Source organism: Enterobacter sp. CPE_E1241 (genome assembly GCF_045618265.1).
Classification (GTDB): Bacteria; Pseudomonadota; Gammaproteobacteria; order Enterobacterales; family Enterobacteriaceae; genus Enterobacter; species Enterobacter adelaidei.
In genome coordinates, this window is the sequence record NZ_JBIWYV010000001.1 from 1,266,513 (window position 1) to 1,284,681 (window position 18,169).

18 protein-coding genes are annotated in these 18,169 nt (G+C 58.3%); 10 read left to right on the forward strand and 8 right to left on the reverse strand.

What is annotated here, in order from left to right; translation table 11 throughout:
• Window positions 1–57 precede the first annotated feature (57 nt).
• From fepC to fepD, 3 genes are read right to left on the reverse strand one after another with little or no spacing between them, the layout of a single operon-like run.
• The gene (gene fepC / locus ACJ9Y9_RS06070; protein ID WP_028019518.1) at window positions 58–858 is read right to left on the reverse strand and encodes an iron-enterobactin ABC transporter ATP-binding protein; all 801 of its coding nucleotides are present in this window, start codon (window positions 856–858) and stop codon (window positions 58–60) included.
• Window positions 855–1,844 (reverse strand): iron-enterobactin ABC transporter permease, encoded by a 990-nt coding sequence (gene fepG, locus ACJ9Y9_RS06075; protein ID WP_375294209.1) that lies wholly within the window; start codon window positions 1,842–1,844, stop codon window positions 855–857. Before fepG ends, fepC begins: the two co-directional genes overlap by 4 nt.
• Window positions 1,844–2,848 carry a Fe(3+)-siderophore ABC transporter permease gene (gene fepD, locus ACJ9Y9_RS06080; RefSeq protein ID WP_032667028.1) on the reverse strand — a complete coding sequence of 335 codons (1,005 nt, stop codon included), beginning with the start codon at window positions 2,846–2,848 and terminating at the stop codon, window positions 1,844–1,846. The genes fepG and fepD overlap by 1 nt, the downstream gene beginning before the upstream one ends.
• 108 nt (window positions 2,849–2,956) lie before the next feature.
• Here fepD and entS point away from each other — a divergent pair, with 108 nt between their 5' ends.
• Window positions 2,957–4,204, forward strand: a complete 1,248-nt coding sequence (entS, locus tag ACJ9Y9_RS06085) for an enterobactin transporter EntS (protein WP_028019515.1) — start codon at window positions 2,957–2,959, stop codon at window positions 4,202–4,204.
• 46 nt (window positions 4,205–4,250) lie between these two features.
• On the opposite strand, the gene fepB is transcribed toward entS, so the two are convergent.
• The gene (fepB, locus tag ACJ9Y9_RS06090; RefSeq protein ID WP_028019514.1) at window positions 4,251–5,210 is read right to left on the reverse strand and encodes a Fe2+-enterobactin ABC transporter substrate-binding protein; all 960 of its coding nucleotides are present in this window, start codon (window positions 5,208–5,210) and stop codon (window positions 4,251–4,253) included.
• Between the two features lie 186 nt (window positions 5,211–5,396).
• On the opposite strand from fepB, the gene entC reads away from it, so the two are divergent.
• From entC to ACJ9Y9_RS06125, 7 genes are all read left to right on the forward strand, one after another.
• Window positions 5,397–6,572 (forward strand): isochorismate synthase EntC, encoded by a 1,176-nt coding sequence (entC, locus tag ACJ9Y9_RS06095; RefSeq protein WP_028019513.1) that lies wholly within the window; start codon window positions 5,397–5,399, stop codon window positions 6,570–6,572.
• A 12-nt stretch (window positions 6,573–6,584) separates the two neighbouring features.
• Window positions 6,585–8,192 (forward strand): (2,3-dihydroxybenzoyl)adenylate synthase EntE, encoded by a 1,608-nt coding sequence (gene entE / locus ACJ9Y9_RS06100; protein ID WP_028019512.1) that lies wholly within the window; start codon window positions 6,585–6,587, stop codon window positions 8,190–8,192.
• Between the two features lie 10 nt (window positions 8,193–8,202).
• Entirely contained in the window at window positions 8,203–9,057 is an 855-nt protein-coding gene (locus ACJ9Y9_RS06105; protein WP_028019511.1) for an isochorismatase, read from the forward strand.
• Window positions 9,057–9,812 (forward strand): 2,3-dihydro-2,3-dihydroxybenzoate dehydrogenase EntA, encoded by a 756-nt coding sequence (gene entA / locus ACJ9Y9_RS06110; protein WP_028019510.1) that lies wholly within the window; start codon window positions 9,057–9,059, stop codon window positions 9,810–9,812. Before ACJ9Y9_RS06105 ends, entA begins: the two co-directional genes overlap by 1 nt.
• Complete coding sequence (entH, locus tag ACJ9Y9_RS06115) at window positions 9,812–10,225, forward strand: proofreading thioesterase EntH (RefSeq protein ID WP_028019509.1); 414 nt, start codon at window positions 9,812–9,814, stop codon at window positions 10,223–10,225. The genes entA and entH overlap by 1 nt, the downstream gene beginning before the upstream one ends.
• A 149-nt stretch (window positions 10,226–10,374) precedes the next feature.
• The gene (gene cstA / locus ACJ9Y9_RS06120; protein ID WP_028019508.1) at window positions 10,375–12,480 is read left to right on the forward strand and encodes a pyruvate/proton symporter CstA; all 2,106 of its coding nucleotides are present in this window, start codon (window positions 10,375–10,377) and stop codon (window positions 12,478–12,480) included.
• 60 nt (window positions 12,481–12,540) lie between these two features.
• Complete coding sequence (locus tag ACJ9Y9_RS06125) at window positions 12,541–12,738, forward strand: YbdD/YjiX family protein (protein ID WP_006177086.1); 198 nt, start codon at window positions 12,541–12,543, stop codon at window positions 12,736–12,738.
• On the opposite strand, the gene ACJ9Y9_RS06130 is transcribed toward ACJ9Y9_RS06125, so the two are convergent.
• The 4 genes from ACJ9Y9_RS06130 to ACJ9Y9_RS06145 form a co-directional block, all read right to left on the reverse strand.
• Window positions 12,735–13,139: a helix-turn-helix transcriptional regulator gene (locus ACJ9Y9_RS06130; protein ID WP_028019507.1), complete on the reverse strand. Its 405-nt coding sequence runs from the start codon at window positions 13,137–13,139 to the stop codon at window positions 12,735–12,737. The two genes, ACJ9Y9_RS06125 and ACJ9Y9_RS06130, sit on opposite strands and share 4 nt — an antisense overlap.
• Window positions 13,114–13,416 carry a type II toxin-antitoxin system RelE/ParE family toxin gene (locus tag ACJ9Y9_RS06135; RefSeq protein ID WP_028019506.1) on the reverse strand — a complete coding sequence of 101 codons (303 nt, stop codon included), beginning with the start codon at window positions 13,414–13,416 and terminating at the stop codon, window positions 13,114–13,116. Before ACJ9Y9_RS06135 ends, ACJ9Y9_RS06130 begins: the two co-directional genes overlap by 26 nt.
• 183 nt (window positions 13,417–13,599) lie before the next feature.
• Window positions 13,600–14,343: an SDR family NAD(P)-dependent oxidoreductase gene (locus ACJ9Y9_RS06140; RefSeq protein ID WP_028019505.1), complete on the reverse strand. Its 744-nt coding sequence runs from the start codon at window positions 14,341–14,343 to the stop codon at window positions 13,600–13,602.
• 57 nt (window positions 14,344–14,400) lie between these two features.
• Window positions 14,401–15,489 carry an oxidoreductase gene (locus ACJ9Y9_RS06145; protein ID WP_028019504.1) on the reverse strand — a complete coding sequence of 363 codons (1,089 nt, stop codon included), beginning with the start codon at window positions 15,487–15,489 and terminating at the stop codon, window positions 14,401–14,403.
• Window positions 15,490–15,651: 162 nt separating this feature from the next.
• Here ACJ9Y9_RS06145 and ACJ9Y9_RS06150 point away from each other — a divergent pair, with 162 nt between their 5' ends.
• Entirely contained in the window at window positions 15,652–17,154 is a 1,503-nt protein-coding gene (locus tag ACJ9Y9_RS06150; protein WP_028019503.1) for a sugar ABC transporter ATP-binding protein, read from the forward strand.
• Window positions 17,151–18,146, forward strand: a complete 996-nt coding sequence (locus ACJ9Y9_RS06155; protein WP_028019502.1) for an ABC transporter permease — start codon at window positions 17,151–17,153, stop codon at window positions 18,144–18,146. The genes ACJ9Y9_RS06150 and ACJ9Y9_RS06155 overlap by 4 nt, the downstream gene beginning before the upstream one ends.
• Window positions 18,147–18,169: the final 23 nt, after the last annotated feature.

Below are 18,169 nucleotides of genomic sequence, written 5' to 3' on the forward strand. Positions count from 1 at the left end.
CAGGGAGAGGGGATGGTTTGTTCCATCTCCCTGTGGGAGAGGGCCGGGGTGAGGGCATCAGACCGCACGCTTGCCTAACGGCACTACCAGCGGCGTGCCTGCCACCGGATCGTCAATAATCATGCAGCGCATCCCATAGATCCGCTCGATCAGCTCCGGTGTCACAATCTCTCCCGGTGCGCCCTGCGCCACAATTTCGCCATCGCGCAGCGCAATCAGGTGCGTGGCGTAGCGGCAGGCCTGATTCAAATCGTGCAGTACCGCCGCCAGGGTATACCCCTGAGTGCGGTTGAGATCGCTCAGCAATTCGAGCAAATCAATCTGATGGCTGATGTCCAGCCATGTCGTCGGCTCGTCCAGCAGCATGATGGACGTCTCCTGCGCCAGCACCATCGCGATCCACGCGCGCTGGCGCTGCCCGCCAGAGAGGGTATCCACGCTTTGCCGGGCGAGATCGGTAATGCCCGTCGCCTGCATCGCGCGGGTCACCGCATTGTCATCCTCTTTACGCCAGCGGGTAAACAGCGGCTGATGCGGATAGCGTCCGCGAGAGACCAGCTCCTGCACCGTGATATCGCCCGGCGTAGTGGCGTTTTGCGCCAGCAGCCCAATGCGCCTGGCCACTTCTTTGCTGGCGAAGTGCTGGATGTGCTCGCCGTCGAGGTACACGCTGCCTTCAACTGGCGTCATCAAACGGCTGAGGGTGCGCAGCAGGGTCGATTTTCCGCAGCCGTTCGGGCCGATAATCGCCGTAAAGTGGCCGTCCGGAATAGCAACGGTTAAGTCACGGGCAATGATTTTTTTGCCGTAACCCAGGGTTAAGTTGTCGCCGCGCAAGCGGGAAGCTAAGTCAGTCATTTCTTGCGTGACTCCTGAACTAACAAGACGATGAGGTAAATCCCGCCGAGGCTGACGGTCACGACGCCCACCGGAAGTTGATAAGGCATAAACAGCTGTCGGGCGCAGAGATCGGCGGCCAGCAATAACAATGCGCCACACAGCGCCGCCTGGGTTAAGCCCCAGCGCGCAGTGCCGCTAAGACGCCGGGCAATATGCGGTGCCACCAGGGCGATAAACGAGATTGGCCCGGCAATCGCCGTCGCCGCTGCGGTCAGTAAGACGGCGACCAGCATCAGCATCAGGCGCGAACGTTCAACACTCACACCCAGGGCGCAGGCACTGTCATCACCCATCTCCAGCAGACGCATACGGCGCACCAGCAGCAGGGCACCGATAAACATCAGAACAATCAATGGTGCCGCGGGCCAGGTTTTGCCCCATGTCAGGCCATTCAGGGAACCGGCGTACCACAGTCCCGCAGACAGCGCGGTTTCCAGTGACGCCTGCAACAAAAGCCAGGTATTAAACGCCATCAGCATTGCACGCACGCCGATGCCGATGATGATCAGACGAAAGGTGTCGATACCGTTACGCCAGGCAAGCGCCCAGATAATCAGCGAGGTCAGAATGCCCCCGGCCATTGCGGTAAAGGTAATGGCCGTCAGGTGCTGACCAAACAGCACCATTGCCACTAATACGCCGCTCCAGGCGCCGGTATTGAGGCCCATCACGTCCGGGCTGCCGAGCGGATTGCGCATTAGCGACTGGAAAATTGCGCCGCTCACCCCGAGCGCCGCGCCCACCAGTATCGCCATCGCCACGCGCGGCAGTCGCCACTCCGTCACCACCAGGGTTATATTGCGCGGCGCGCTGCCGAGCAGGGCGTTAAACACCTGGGTGAAATCGAGCATCACCGCGCCGCTGCGCAGGCTCCAGGTTGCCAGCAGCAGAATGGTGATAATCAGCAGGGAGACACAGGCGACTAAACGTCGGGATGGGGCGATCATGCGCCACCTCCGCGTCGGCGGCGTACCAGGAAAATCAGCACCGGCGCACCGATAAAGGCGCTGACCACCGAGACGCGCAGCTCGCCGGGGACCAGCAAACGTCCCAGGATATCGGCAAACAGCAGCAGGGCAGGCGTTGCAAGAAGCGTGACCGGCAGTGACCAGCGGTGATCTGCCCCCACCAGCCAGCGCGCCACGTGCGGCATCATCAGGCCGATAAAGGCGATTGGGCCGACGACCGCCGTTGCACTGCCGCACAGGACGGTAATGGCAAGAAGACCAATGAGTTGGGTACGTGCAACCCGATTACCAAGCGCAGTGGCGGTATCGCTGCCCAGGCTCAGGCTATTCAGCGCCCGGCTTAAAAACAGCGCGACGGCGGCAGCGATGATCACCGGGAGCACCACTACCTTTAAGGTTTCCAGCGTACGGATATCCAGCGAGCCGGCCTGCCAGAAGCGCAGCTGGTCGTAAACGTCCGGGTTGAGCAGGGCGATGCCGTTGGATAACCCTTCCAGAACTGCCGCGAGCGCGACACCCGCGAGGGTCAGGCGTACCGGGCTAAGCTGGCCGCCGCCCTGGCTGCCGGTAAACGCCACCACCAGCGAGGCAGCCAGCGCGCCGCAAAAGGCCATCACCAGCTGTTCAGACGCTGACGTTAACCCGAACATGGCCGCGCCGAGCACAATGGCAAAACTGGCGCCGCTGTTAACGCCCAGAATACCAGGGTCGGCCAGCGGGTTGCGGGTGAGGGTTTGCATCAGAGCACCCGCAAGGCCCAGCGCGCCACCGGCCAGCAGTCCGGCAAGCGTGCGGGGCAGTCGGGCGTCGAGCACGATGATGCAGTCGGCGCTCTGGCAGGTGCCGGTGAGCGCATCAACGATAACGGACGCGGGCAGCGGCTTAGCGCCGACCAGCAGGCTGAGTGCAATCGCAAGGATCAACAGCAGCAATAAAACGGGCACGGCAATGGCGCGCACCGAAGAAGAGGAAAACGACATAGCAACATCCATGATTTGATAATGATAGTGATTATCGTTATCTATCTTATTTGGCTATGTTAGCATGTGCGCCCATGGAATGGGTAGAATTACACTCAAGGCTTTGTCATGAATCAAAAATCCTGGCTGCTCAACCTCAGCCTGCTTAAAACGCACCCGGCATACCGGGCAGTTTTTATCGCCCGCTTTATCTCCATTTTATCTCTCGGCCTGCTCGGCGTTGCCGTGCCGGTACAGATCCAGACCATAACGCACTCCAGCTGGCTGGTGGGGTTATCGGTTACCTTTACGGGCGGGGCGATGTTTATCGGACTGATGGTCGGCGGCGTGCTGGCGGACCGCTACGAGCGTAAAAAGCTGATCCTGCTGGCGCGCGGCACCTGCGGCGTGGGGTTTATCGGGCTGTGTCTGAACGCCATGCTGCCCGAACCCTCGCTTGTGGCGATTTACGCCCTCGGGTTGTGGGACGGCTTTTTTGCCTCGCTAGGGGTAACGGCACTGCTGGCTGCCACCCCCGCGCTGGTCGGGCGCGAGAACCTGATGCAGGCGGGAGCCATTACCATGCTTACCGTGCGTCTGGGCTCGGTGATTTCGCCGATGCTCGGCGGTTTGCTGCTGGCGACCGGTAACGTGGCGTGGAACTATGGACTGGCGGCGGCGGGCACCTTCATCACCACGCTGACGCTGTTGCGCCTGCCGCTGCTGCCGCCACCGCCGCAGCCACGCGAGCATCCGCTGAAATCTCTGATGGCCGCTATTCGTTTCCTGTTCAGCAACCCGCTGATTGGCGGGATTGCGCTGCTCGGTGGCCTGCTGACGATGGCCAGCGCCGTGCGCGTGCTGTACCCGGCGCTGGCGGGAGAGTGGCAGATGAGCGCCTCGGAGATTGGCATTCTCTACGCCGCCATTCCGCTTGGCGCGGCGTGCGGGGCGCTGACCAGCGGTAATCTGGCGCAGAGTGTACGCCCGGGGCTGATTATGCTGCTTGCCACGCTGGCCTCGTTTATCGCCATTGGTTTCTTCAGCCTGATGCCGGTGTGGGCGCTGGGCGTGATTTGCCTGGTGATCTTCGGCTGGCTGAGTGCTATCAGTTCGCTGCTGCAATATACCCTGATTCAGACCCGGACACCGGAAGGAATGCTGGGGCGAATTAATGGCCTGTGGACGGCACAAAACGTAACGGGCGATGCGATTGGTGCGGCGATCCTCGGTGGGCTGGGGGCAATGATGACTCCGGTGGCGTCGGCGAGCAGCAGCGGGTTTGCGTTAGCGATTGTGGGTGTGATTCTGTTAATGGTGCTGGTGGAGTTGCGGCGGTTCAGGCAGGAGGTTGTTCTGAACGACGGTGCGGCGTGATGCCCTCACCCCAGCCCTCTCCCACAGGGAGAGGGAGGGTTAATGCCTACTTAAACATTGTATTCAGTCTGTCTAAAACCAACATCGCGCTGTAATAATCCAGGCGGAACGTCTCTGTGCCCAGTGCCCAGACGCGTTTGTTCTCCACCGCAGGCAGATGCGCCAGCAGCGGATTGGCGTAAATCGCGTCGACATCTTTCTGGTCACCGGCAAACACAAACAACCCTTCACCGTTCAGCCCCGTTGCCAGGTTTTCGCCGCCCAACTGGATGATGTCGTGGCGTTTACCCTGGCTTTTTGATGTGTGTAATCCGGCGGGCAATTCCGCCAGCGTAAAGCCTAGCTGGTGCAGCAGCTTGCCCTGAGCCGATTCACTCGTCCATAGGTTGGCGCTGTGCGCGGCGGCGGTGTAGACGATGGCGTTTACCGGTTGCGGCGGCAGCTTCATCTGCTGTTTCACCTGCGCGAGCTGTTTATCGAACGCCGCGATGCGCTCTGCGGCCTGCTTTTCCTGCCCGGTGATGGTGCCCAACTGCGTCAGCAGTTCCTGCCAGCTTTTATCGTCGTAATTGATCACCAGCGTCGGGGCAATGGCGGAGAGCTGGTCGTAGAGCGCCAGCGCAGAATCCCCGCCGGTGGCGCCGATCAAAATCAGATCCGGCATTTGCGCGGCGACCGCTTCGGCGCTGGGTTCCCCAATATAAAGACGCGCAACGTTGCGCTGTTTCGCGATATCCCCCCACTGACGTAAAAAGCCCTGTGCATCTGCCACGCGGTTGTTGGGCGTGGTGGCGCCGCTGGCAACCACCGGGGCATCAATCGCCAGCAGGGAACCCGTTAACGTCACGCTGGTTGAGACAATACGCGCCGGTTTGCTCTCCAGGGTATGCACGCCACGGCTGTCGGTGACCTGGCGCGGCCAGTCTGCGGCGGTGGCTGAGGTTAGTCCTAAAACAAAAAGTCCTGTTAAAAAAAGGGCATTGCGGCAAACGGCAGGGAATTTCACTGAGCGGCATCCTGTTTTTGTTGAAGATAATGCTTCTCATTTTCATGGTTGTAAGAAAGGGATGCAAGCGTTTGTCGCACAAGTATTTACCCGATGGTTGACAGCGGAGCGCTGTGGGATTAGGTTAGCCGACGAAAACATAAATGATAATCATTATTGCTTCTTTTATCATTTCAGGAGGATGATATGGATACGTCCCTGGCTGAGGAAGTTCAGCACACCGCGACCACGCTGCAATCAGACAGCTTTTTCTTTATGTCGCCTTACCGCAGCTTTACCACGTCCGGCTGTTTTGCCCGTTTCTCTGAACCTGCCGTCGGTGGCGATGATCTGACTGGCCACTTCCAGCAAAAATTAGCGCAGGCCTTCCAGGATGCAAAAGCCAGCGGTATCGCGCATCCGGTGATGGTGGGGGCTATTCCGTTCGATACCCGCAAACGGTCGTCACTGTTTATTCCACAACGCTGGCAGACCTTTTCCCGTCCTGCACGTCAGCAATCCGCTCGCTATTTTTCCGGCTCGCAGGCGCTGAAGGTGGAGCAACGCACCGAAATTCCCCCGCAGCCTGTTTTTGAAGAGATGGTCGCCTGCGCTGCCGCACTTACCGCCACACCTCAGGTGAACAAAGTGGTGCTCTCGCGCCTGATTGATATCGTGACCGATAACAACATTGATAGCGGTGCGCTGATGGAGCGTCTTATCGCCCAGAACCCGGCGAGCTTTAACTTCCATGTGCCGCTGGAAGAGGGGGGCGTGCTGCTGGGAGCAAGTCCGGAACTGCTGTTGCGAAAAGAGGGGGCGCATTTTAGCTCGCTCCCGCTGGCAGGCTCTGCGCGTCGTCAGCCCGACGATGTGCTTGACCGCGAGGCGGGCAATAAACTGCTCGCCTCTGAGAAGGATCGCCACGAACACGACCTGGTCACTCAGGCGATGAAATCTACTCTGGCGCCGCGCAGCCACCATCTCAGCATGCCTGATTCTCCGCAGTTGATCACGACACCCACGCTGTGGCATCTGGCGACGCCAGTGGAAGGTAACGCGCGAGAAAACGAAAACGCCCTGAGCCTGGCCTGCCTGTTGCACCCGACCCCGGCACTGAGCGGGTTCCCGCATCAGGCGGCAAAAGAACTGATTGCCGAACTGGAGCCGTTCGATCGTGAACTGTTCGGCGGCATCGTCGGTTGGTGCGATAGCGAAGGTAACGGTGAGTGGGTGGTGACCATCCGCTGCGCGCGTCTGCATGAGAAATCTGTTCGTCTGTTTGCCGGGGCGGGCATTGTGCCAGCCTCCTCCCCGGTGGGTGAGTGGCGCGAAACCGGTGTGAAGCTCTCCACCATGCTCAACGTTTTTGGTTTGCATTAAGGAATACTCATGATCATCCCCTTTACCCGATGGCCCGAGGAATTTGCCCGGCGCTACCGAGAAAAAGGCTACTGGCAGGATTTGCCCCTGACCCACATCCTGACGGATCGTGCGGATAGCGACGCGGTGGCGATTATCGACGGCGATCGTCGCATTACCTACCGCGCGTTTAATCAGGCAGTGAACAATCTTGCGTCGGCTTTACAGGCGCAGGGACTGCATCGCGGTGAAACGGCACTGGTTCAACTCGGTAACGTGGCCGAATTCTACATCACCTTTTTCGCGCTGCTGCAAATCGGCGTGGCTCCGGTTAACGCGCTCTTTAGCCATCAGCGCAGCGAGTTGAATGCCTATGCCACGCAAATTAAACCCGCCGTATTGATCGCCGATCGCGACCATGCGCTTTTTACTGACGATGCGTTTCTCAATACCTTTACTGATGAACATCGCTCGGTCCGCGTCGTACTGCTGCGCGGCGAAAAAGGGGAACATGCGCTGGAAACGGCGATTGCGCGTCCGGCTGACAACTTCATCCCGAACCCGACGCCCGCCGACGAAGTTGCCTTCTTCCAGCTCTCCGGCGGCAGCACCGGCACGCCGAAGCTAATCCCGCGCACGCACAACGATTACGACTACAGCATCCGTCGTAGCAACGAGATCTGCGGCATTACCGCTGAAACCCGTTACCTGAACGCGCTGCCTGCGGCGCATAACTACGCCATGAGCTCGCCGGGATCGCTTGGCGTCTTCACGGCGGGTGGTTGTGTGGTGCTGGCGAACGATCCGAGCGCCACGCTGTGCTTCCCGCTGATTGAACAGCATCAGATTACTGTCACCTCGCTGGTGCCACCGGCGGTCAGTCTCTGGCTACAGGCGATTGCCGAAGGAACCGGAAACACTCAACTGAAATCACTCACGCTGTTGCAGGTGGGGGGCGCACGGTTATCCGCCACGCTCGCCGCGCGTATTCCGGCTGAAATCGGTTGCCAGCTTCAGCAGGTGTTCGGCATGGCGGAAGGGCTGGTGAACTACACCGCCCTCGACGATTCCCCGGAACGCATCATCAACACGCAGGGACGTCCGATGTGTCCGGACGACGAAGTGTGGGTGGCTGATGAGCACGGTCATCCGCTGCCGCGCGGCGAAGTCGGGCGGCTGATGACCCGCGGGCCGTACACTTTCCGCGGCTATTTCAACAGCCCGGAACACAACGCCAGCGCCTTCGACGCCGACGGCTTTTACTGCTCCGGCGATCTGATCGCCATTGACGAACAGGGCTACATCACCGTGCAGGGGCGTGAGAAAGATCAGATCAACCGCGGTGGCGAGAAGATCGCCGCCGAAGAGATCGAAAACCTGCTGCTGCGCCACGAGGCGGTGATCCACGCTGCGCTGGTAAGCATGGAGGACAGCCTGCTTGGCGAAAAGAGCTGTGCGTATCTGGTGGTGAAACAGCCGCTGCGCGCGGTCGAAGTGCGCCGCTTCCTGCGCGAGCAGGGCGTCGCCGAATTCAAACTGCCGGACCGCGTGGAGAGCGTTGATGCGCTCCCGCTAACGCCTGTCGGTAAAGTCGATAAGAAACAGTTGCGCCTGTGGCTTGCTGAACGCGCCCGGGGCTAAGGAACAGAGTATGGCTATCCCAAAATTAACCGCCTATGCGCTACCAACCGCCGCAGAGTTGCCGACCAGTAAAGTGAACTGGGCGTTTGAGCCAGATCGTGCCGCGCTGTTGATCCACGATATGCAGGAGTACTTCCTGAACTTCTGGGGCGAAAACAGCACGATGATGCAACAAGTGGTAGCGAATATCGCGAAACTTCGCGCGTACTGCAAAGAACATAACATCCCGGTGTATTACACCGCTCAGCCAAAAGAGCAGAGCGATGAAGACCGCGCCCTGTTGAACGACATGTGGGGACCGGGTCTGACCCGTTCGCCTGAGCAGCAGCGTATTGTGGCTGAGCTGGCGCCGGACGAAGCCGACACAGTGCTGGTGAAATGGCGTTACAGCGCCTTTCACCGTTCACCGCTGGAGCAGATGCTGAAAGAAACCGGCCGCAACCAGCTGCTGATTACCGGCGTGTATGCCCACATCGGCTGCATGACCACCGCTACCGATGCCTTTATGCGCGACATCAAGCCGTTTTTTATTGCCGACGCGCTGGCGGATTTCACCCGCGACGAGCACCTGATGTCGCTCAACTATGTGGCGGGCCGCTCCGGGCGCGTGGTGATGACTGACGAATTACTGCCGTCGCTCCCGGCATCGAAAGCCGCGCTGCGTGACGTTATTCTGCCGCTGCTGGACGAATCCGATGAACCAATGGGTGACGAAAACCTGATCGACTACGGCCTGGATTCGGTGTGCATGATGGCGCTGGCTGCCCGCTGGCGTAAAGTGCATGGCGATATCGACTTCGTGATGCTGGCAAAAAATCCAACCATCGATGCCTGGTGGACGCTGCTTTCTCGCGAGGTGAAGTAATGGCGGGGTTCGATTTTAGCGGTAAAAGCGTATGGGTGACGGGCGCAGGTAAGGGTATCGGTTATGCAACGGCACTGGCGTTTGTGGATGCCGGGGCTAAGGTCACGGGTTTCGACCTGGCCTTTCCACAGGACGACTATCCATTCGCCACTGAAACGCTGGATGTGGCTGACGCCGAACAGGTGGCTGATGTTTGCGGACGCATGTTTGCAACCCTCGACCGCCTTGACGTGCTGGTGAATGCCGCCGGTATTCTGCGCATGGGGGCAACGGATCGGCTCTCACAGGAGGAGTGGCAGCAGACCTTTGCGGTTAACGTCGGCGGGGCGTTTAACCTGTTTCAGCAGACGATGGGACAGTTCCGTCGCCAGCAGGGCGGGGCAATTGTCACCGTTGCCTCTGATGCGGCGCACACGCCGCGCATCGGGATGAGTGCCTATGGTGCCTCGAAAGCCGCACTGAAAAGCCTGGCTCTGACCGTCGGGCTGGAACTGGCGGGTAGCGGCGTGCGCTGCAACCTGGTGTCGCCGGGCTCAACGGATACCGATATGCAGCGCACGCTGTGGAAAAGCGACGATGCAGAGCAACAGCGCATTCGCGGCTTCGGCGAGCAATTTAAGCTTGGCATCCCGCTGGGTAAAATCGCCCGTCCGCAGGAGATTGCCAACACCATTCTGTTCCTGGCATCTGACTACGCCAGCCATATTACCTTGCAGGATATTGTGGTGGACGGCGGTTCCACGCTGGGGGCGTAATGATCTGGAAACGTCATTTATCGCTTGAGGCATTGAATGCCACCAGTCTGAACACCCTGGTGGCGCATCTGGGGATCGTTTATACCCGCCTCGGTGACGACACGCTGGAAGCCGAAATGCCGGTGGATGTGCGCACGCATCAGCCATTTGGCCTGCTTCACGGCGGTGCCTCAGCGGCGCTGGCCGAAACGCTGGGCTCAATGGCCGGTTTTCTGATGACCCGCGACGGGCAGAACGTGGTGGGAACCGAGTTGAATGCCACGCATCATCGCGCGGTGTCTCAGGGTAAGGTGCGTGGCGTGTGTCAGCCGCTGCATCTGGGGCGCTCCAGCCAGAGCTGGGAGATTGTAGTGTTCGACGAGCAGGGAAGGCGCTGTTGTACCTGCCGGTTGAGTACGATGGTATTGGGCTAAGCCATTCAACTGATAGTGATCGGCTTAACACTGTGATGTAAATGTCTGGTTTGACCACACATAATTGCGTTTCAAAGTTGTTAAATTTTTGCCGTTGTTCTAGAAACAAAATGTAACATCTCACTGTTTCACAACAACGGACAACAACTATGAACAACTCAGGGAAATACCTTATATGGGCAGGGCTCTCCGTTGTGGGAGCTTTTGCCCTGGGCTATATCGCCCTCAATCGGGGGGAACAGATCAATGCGCTCTGGATAGTCGTCGCCTCCGTCTGCATTTATCTGATCGCGTATCGTTTTTATGGCCGCTATATCGCTAAGAACGTCTTAGGCGTTGACGCTACGCGCATGACGCCTGCCGTCCGCCATAACGACGGGCTGGACTATGTGCCGACCGACAAAAAAGTGCTGTTCGGACACCATTTTGCGGCGATTGCCGGGGCGGGCCCGCTGGTGGGACCGGTGCTGGCGGCACAGATGGGCTATCTGCCGGGGATGATCTGGATCCTCGCTGGCGTGGTGCTGGCAGGGGCGGTGCAGGACTTTATGGTGCTGTTTGTTTCCACCCGTCGCGACGGGCGTTCACTGGGTGAACTGGTGAAAGAGGAGATGGGTGCAACCGCTGGGGTGATTGCGCTGGTGGCGACCTTTATGATCATGGTGATCATTCTGGCGGTGCTGGCGATGATCGTGGTGAAAGCGTTAACCCACAGCCCGTGGGGGACGTACACCGTCGCCTTCACCATTCCACTGGCCATTTTCATGGGGATCTACATTCGTTACCTGCGTCCGGGACGTATTGGTGAAGTGTCGGTGATTGGTCTGGTGCTGCTGGTGTTCGCAATTATTTCCGGCGGCTGGGTGGCGGAAAGCCCAACCTGGGCACCGTTCTTTGATTTTACCGGCGTACAGCTCACCTGGATGCTGGTGGGTTACGGCTTTGTGGCGGCGGTGCTGCCGGTGTGGCTGCTGCTGGCCCCACGTGATTACCTCTCTACATTCCTGAAAATTGGCACCATCGTTGGGCTGGCTATCGGCATTCTGATTATGCGCCCGACGCTGACCATGCCTGCGCTGACCAAATTTATTGACGGTACTGGTCCGGTCTGGACCGGCAATCTGTTCCCGTTTCTGTTTATTACCATCGCCTGTGGTGCGGTGTCTGGCTTCCACGCCCTGATTGCCTCCGGGACCACGCCGAAAATGCTTGCCAATGAAAATCAGGCCTGCCTGATTGGGTACGGCGGGATGCTGATGGAATCCTTCGTGGCGATCATGGCGCTGGTGTCTGCCTGTATTATCGATCCAGGCGTGTACTTTGCGATGAACAGCCCAATGGCGGTACTGGCACCAGCCGGAACCGTTGACGTGGTCGCCTCTGCGGCTCAGGTGGTGAGCGGCTGGGGCTTTGCCATTACGCCGGATACACTGACCAGTATTGCTAATGAAGTCGGCGAACAGTCGATTATTTCGCGTGCGGGCGGTGCACCAACGCTGGCAGTGGGTATGGCCTACATTCTGCACGGCGCACTGGGCGGGTTGATGGACGTGTCGTTCTGGTATCATTTCGCCATTCTGTTTGAAGCGCTGTTTATTCTTACCGCAGTAGATGCCGGTACCCGTGCAGCACGCTTTATGTTGCAGGACCTGCTGGGCGTTATCTCCCCGAACCTGAAACGGACTGATTCGTTACCGGCCAACCTGCTGGCAACGGCGCTGTGCGTGCTGGCGTGGGGCTATTTCCTGCATCAGGGCGTGGTGGATCCGCTGGGCGGGATTAACACCCTGTGGCCGCTGTTCGGTATCGCCAACCAGATGCTGGCAGGCATGGCGCTGATGCTCTGCGCGGTGGTACTGTTCAAGATGAAGCGCCAGCGTTACGCGTGGGTGGCGTTGCTGCCAACGGCGTGGCTGCTGATTTGTACCCTGACGGCGGGCTGGCAGAAAGCCTTCAGCCCGGATAACAAAGTGGGCTTCCTGGCCATTGCCAACAAGTTCCAGGCGATGATCGACAGCGGTAAGATCCCGGCGCAGTATACGGAGTCTCAGCTGTCGCAACTGGTGTTTAACAACCGTCTGGATGCCGGGTTGACCATCTTCTTTATGGTGGTGGTCGTGGTGCTGGCGTTGTATTCTCTCAAAACCGCGCTGGCAGCGCTGAAAGAAGACAAGCCGACGGCGAAAGAGACGCCGTATGAGCCAATGCCTGAAAACCTGGAAGAGATTGTTACCCAGGCGAAAGGGGCGCATTAACCTGTGTGCCGGGTGGCGGTTTCGCCTTACCCGGCCTACTTTTCCTGTGAGATCTGAATTATGTTCGACACCCTTTCCAAAGCAGGTAAGTACCTGGGACAAGCCGCCAAAATGATGATTGGCGTGCCGGACTACGACAACTACGTCGAGCATATGCGCGTCACCCATCCCGACCAGACGCCGATGACCTACGAAGAATTTTTCCGCGATCGCCAGGATGCCCGCTACGGCGGCAAGGGCGGCGCGAAGTGCTGTTAACCCTCTTTCGGTAAATAGAGGCTGATTTGCTCCTGCTTGCAGCCATAAATTGCCGCGAGTTTTTCGCGAGTGCGTTTTTGCGGACGGGAGTCCAGGGCTTCCAGCTGTGACACGGCGGACTGGGTGATGCCGAGTTTTTCCGCCACCTCTTGCTGGGATAACCCGCGCAGGATACGCCACGCGGCCTGCAGGCTGACGTTCTCGTTATGCATGACGTCGCACACTTCTCCCGGTAAACCTACGTTATCGTAGATATCTGATTCATAGGGGATGTCTTCCCAGTCGTTTTCATCCTCGTCGTCATACTCAAGTGTGGCTAAGCGCATGCGAAAATATTCACTATAAGGAATGACAACATACTGTTTTTTTCCTTCTTCATCCTTTATGAACTGAACAGTCATATTCCGTATGCTCCTCATGAAGGTAGGTGGTGGTTGTCCGGCGTTTTACCGCGACTACGTAGCAGATATCACCCGGCGGATCCCCGAAGGTGTAAATGACCCTGTAATCACCGAATCGCAACCTGTAGTGGTTTTCGGGAGAAGATAATTTTTTGATATCCGCGACAGGTAATGTTTTATCATCCATCTTCTCCAGCCTGAATTTAATGCGGTTCTGATATCGCGTATCGATTTTAGAAAATTGCTTCTCTGCACTCTTTGACCAGACAATTTTCATCCGTACCTCCACTGTACTCCCACACAAAATATAAGGAAATAATAAGACTATTAGATAAATTCCGAATTTCTTATGGGGTACTGTAGAGCGGAGAAATAACGGGAGAAAGCGGCAAAACGCGAATCGTCGAAGCTGCTCGAAAAGGCCTCTGCCGGACGACAGAGGCTTGCATCATGTGTGCGATCAGGCGTTCAAACCGCCGTCAACATCCAGCCCTGTGCCGGAGATCTGTCCGGCTGCCGGGCTCGCCAGGAAGGTCACGGCGGCGGCAATGTCCTCAGGTTGACCGTAATGACCAATGGCAATCATCTGGCGCTGGGCTTCAGCCTGTTCACCGTCCTCGGGGTTCATATCGCTGTTTGTCGGGCCTGGATGGACAAGATTAACGGTAATCCCTCGTGGTCCCAGATCGCGGGCCAGTCCTCGGGTGAAAGAGTTGAGGGCGGATTTGGTCATGGCGTAAACGGCGATACCGGGCATCGCCACCCGGTTAGCGAGACAACTGCCGATATTGATAATGCGCCCGCCGTCGGACATATGCACCAGCGCTTCCTGAGTCGTGAGCACCACGCCACGAATATTGACGTTAATCATCGCGTCAATATCCGCAATCGTCAGGGCTTCCAGCGGGCCACCGCGCGCAATCCCGGCGTTGTTCACAAGGATATCCAGGCCTCCGAGGGTACGCGCCGCGTGAGCCACGGCCTCCTGAATGGCCTCGGCGCTGGCGCTGTCGGCCTGAACCGCCTCACAGCGCCGCCCAAGCGCTTGTATCTCACTGGCGACGGCATGGGCTTTATCATAGGATTTTTCATACGTAATAACTACATCGGCACCGGCGCGTGCCAGTGACAGCGCAATCGCACGACCCAATCCACGGCTGGCGCCGGTAACCAGCGCCCTCTTACCTGTTAAATCGATCTGCATGATGACCTCGTTGCGAAAGTGGTGAGAATCATCATTAGGTATAGACGGTTCGGGAGATTAACGGCTGAAGGATTCCACCTTCTCAAACGCAGTGCGCAGAACTTCAGGCGTGAGCGTAACCGGCAAATAGTGAATCGACTCCACCGGACGCAGGGTATGAGCAATCACCTTGTCCAGCTCTTCACGGTTGTGGATATCCACTTCCAGCTCACGCAGTGTCGTCGGTAAATTAAAGCGCTGGTACGCCGCCACCAGTTGCGCCAGCACATCGTCCTGACCGAGAAGGGCACTTTGCACCAGAATGCCGTACGCCACTTTGGTGCCATGCAGATATTTTTCGGTTTGCGGTAACACGGTTAACCCGTTATGTACGGCATGCGCAGCCGCTACACGGGTATAGCGTTCGCCCAGACCGCCGACCATCCCACCACCGGCGATAATCGCGTCCACTACGTCCCGGAACGCCTGCGTTTCTTCGCCGCGCTGCTGGTCAGCCAGCGCCTCTTCGCTGCGTTCCAGCAGTACGTCACGAATAGCCAGTGCGCCGTTGATCCCAAGACGCACGGTCAGCGGCAGGTTTTCAGGCTGTGGTGCCAGCACGACCGCTTCATACCATTTCGCCAGCGTATCGCCGATGCCCGCCAGCAGGTATTCCGCCGGGGCATTCAGGATGATTTTCGGCTCCACCAGCACCAGGAAATTGGCGTCATCGAAGATTTCGAACTGCAGTGCCTGACCCGCATCGTTATACCAGACGGAAAGCGGCGTCCATGCGGCACAGGTGGCCGCGATGGTTGGAATGGCAACCACTGGCACGCCCAGACGGCGCGCCACGGCTTTGGCGGTATCGAGCAACGCCCCGCCGCCAACGCCAATCACTACGCTGCGGTCATCGCCTGATTCATTCACCAGATGGGTAACATCCCGCTCGCTACAGTGGCCCTTAAACAACAGATGTTTTGCGCCCGCGGCGTTAAAACTCTCTGGCAGGAAAGGACGGGCTCCCTCAATGGCGCGTTCGCCGTAAATCCACACCGCGCGGGAAAGCTGCTCTGGGGTAAAGAAATCATTCAGATGCGCAAGGCTGCCGGGGTGTGAGAAGTAGTTCGCCGGGCCTGGAACGACGCGGATATCGGTATTGCTCATGGTGTTGTCCTTAATTTTAGGAAGCGCTAACCTGATGTTATGTCTGGACATCCAGATGGCTAATAATATTTTGCTTTATCTTATGCCTTTTCCGTCGTTGTCAGTCAACCGGAGCTGTGAAAAATTCAATAAATCAAAATATTAATGAAGGATTTAACGCGGATGGTTTCCAGTCGCCTTGAGATGCGCGGTATCAGCCTGGCCTTTTCTGGCTTTCAGGCGCTGTCGCGCGTGGATTTCACGCTGATCGGCGGAACCGTACACGCGCTGACCGGTGCTAATGGTGCAGGAAAATCGACGCTGATGGCGGTGTTGTGTGGGACGCACGATCATTATGAAGGCGAGATCTGCATAAACAACCAGCCGGTGACAATCCGCGAGCCGCTTGACGCCAAACGGCTGGGCATTCACCTGGTGCAGCAGGAAGTGGACGTGGCGCTGATCCCGGGATTAAGTATTGCCGAGAACATCATGCTCGACCAGCTTGCGCAGCCGGGACACCGCTACAACTGGCGGGATATCCGCCAGCAGGCAAAACAGGCGCTGGCGCAGCTGGATGTGGTGCTGGATGTGCGCCGCTCTATCGACAGCTGCACCCTTGCCGAAAAACAGCAAATTTTGCTGGCGCGCGCGCTGTCGCACCACTGCCGTTTTTTGATCCTCGACGAGCCAACCGCCCCGCTGGATACCCATGAAAGCGAGCGTCTGTTCACGGTGGTGAAACGCCTGCAGCAGCAGGGCATCGGCGTGGTGTTTATCTCCCATCGCATTCATGAACTGAAAGCTATCTGCGACACCTTAACGGTGCTGCGGGACGGCAAGCTGATTGAGTCAGGTCCGATGGCGGAGCTCAGCGGCGAAGCGATCGTCGAGAAAATGCTCGGTCACGTGCTGAGCGATATCTACCCGCCTGCGCGGCCTCCACACAGTGAAGAAACGCTGCTGCGGGTTGAGGGGTTGCACGATGAAGCGCTGTTGAAAGATATCTCCCTGCACCTGCGTAAAGGCGAAATTCTCGGCATTGCCGGGCTGGCGGGCGCAGGCAAGACCGAACTCTGCAAGGCGCTGTTTGGCGCCAGCAAAAGCCGCGTGGCGCGCGGTGAGCTGAATCATGAATCCTGGCAGCCGCGAGACCCGGCAGATTCGGTACTGCGCGGTCTGGCGCTGGTGCCGGAAGAACGACGCAAAGAGGGCATCTTTATTGATGAGCCGGTAAGCATGAATCTGTCGGTGACGGCGGATAACTCTTTTTCGCGCTGGAGCCTGTTTGGCCATCGCCAGGCGTGGCGCTGGGCGGAAGAGGTGATTGCCCGCGTAGGTGTACGAGCGCGCGGGCCGGGGCAGATGTTGCGCCGCTTGTCCGGTGGGAACCAGCAGAAGGTCGCCATCGGCAAGTGGCTGCGCAATGACGCCAGCGTGCTGATATTCGACGAGCCGACCAAAGGCGTGGATGTGAAAGCCAAAACCGATCTGTTCCAGCTCATTGACGGCCTGGCCCGCGAGGGCAAAGGAGTCATTTATGCCTCCGGTGAATTTGCCGAGCTGGTGGGCTTGTGTGACCGCATCTGCGTGCTGTGGGACGGACGCATCGTGGCAGAAATCACCGGGGCCGAGGCCCGCGAAGAGACACTACTTTATTATTCAACCGGAGGAACGGCGTCGTGAGCAAGGCCCTTTCAGTTAACGCGGCGGCGTCTGGCCGTCAGCAGATTTTCGATTTTCTCTACAAGTGGGGCATGCTGTTGACCGTTGTCGCGCTGGTGGCCGTCTTTGGCCTGGCGTCGGACAGCTTCCTCGATCCGAACAACATCATCAACATTCTGCGCTCGATTGCCATCGTGACGGTGATTGCCATTGGCGTGTCGATTTCGCTGACCATCGGCGGGTTTGATCTCTCCGTTGGGTCAACTGCGTCGCTGGCGAACGCACTGGTGATTTCGCTTTTCGTCTGGCACGGCTTCGGCACCACCGAGTCGATTCTGATCACCCTTGCGCTCTGTACGCTGGTGGGGCTGTTCAATGCCTTTCTGATCGTCATCCTGCGAATTCCGGACATGCTGGCTACGCTTGCCAGCCTGTTTGTGATTCAGGGGGTAGCGATGACCTACAGCTATGGCGGGTCGATCACTGAAAATATGGTGCTGCCGAGCGGCGACATGGCGGAAGGAACCATTCCGGCGTCGTTCAGCCTGCTGGGGCAGGTGCCAACCATCGTGATCATTATGCTGGTGGTGACCATTGTGGCCCAGCTTGGCCTTTCGCTGACCACCCACGGTCGACGCATGTATGCCATTGGGGGTAACCCTGAAGCGGCGCGTCTCTCTGGTATTCGCACCACGCGCTACAAGGTGGCGGCCTACGTGATTGCCTCTTTGCTGGCTGGACTCGGCGGCATTTTGCTGGCGTCACGCATTGGCTCGTCGCAGGTAAATGCGGGCGGCGGCTATCTGATGGATGCGGTGGCGGCCGCGTGGATTGGATTCTCGCTGGCAGGCTCCGGCAAACCGAACGCGCTCGGGACGCTGGTTGGGGCGGTGATCCTCGGCGTGCTGTCGAACGGCCTGGTGATGCTGTCGGTACCGTATTACGCCATGGACATTATAAAAGGGCTGGTGCTCGCCGTGGCGCTGGCGATTACCTACATACAAAAACGCTAACGATTTATAACAACACAACGGGA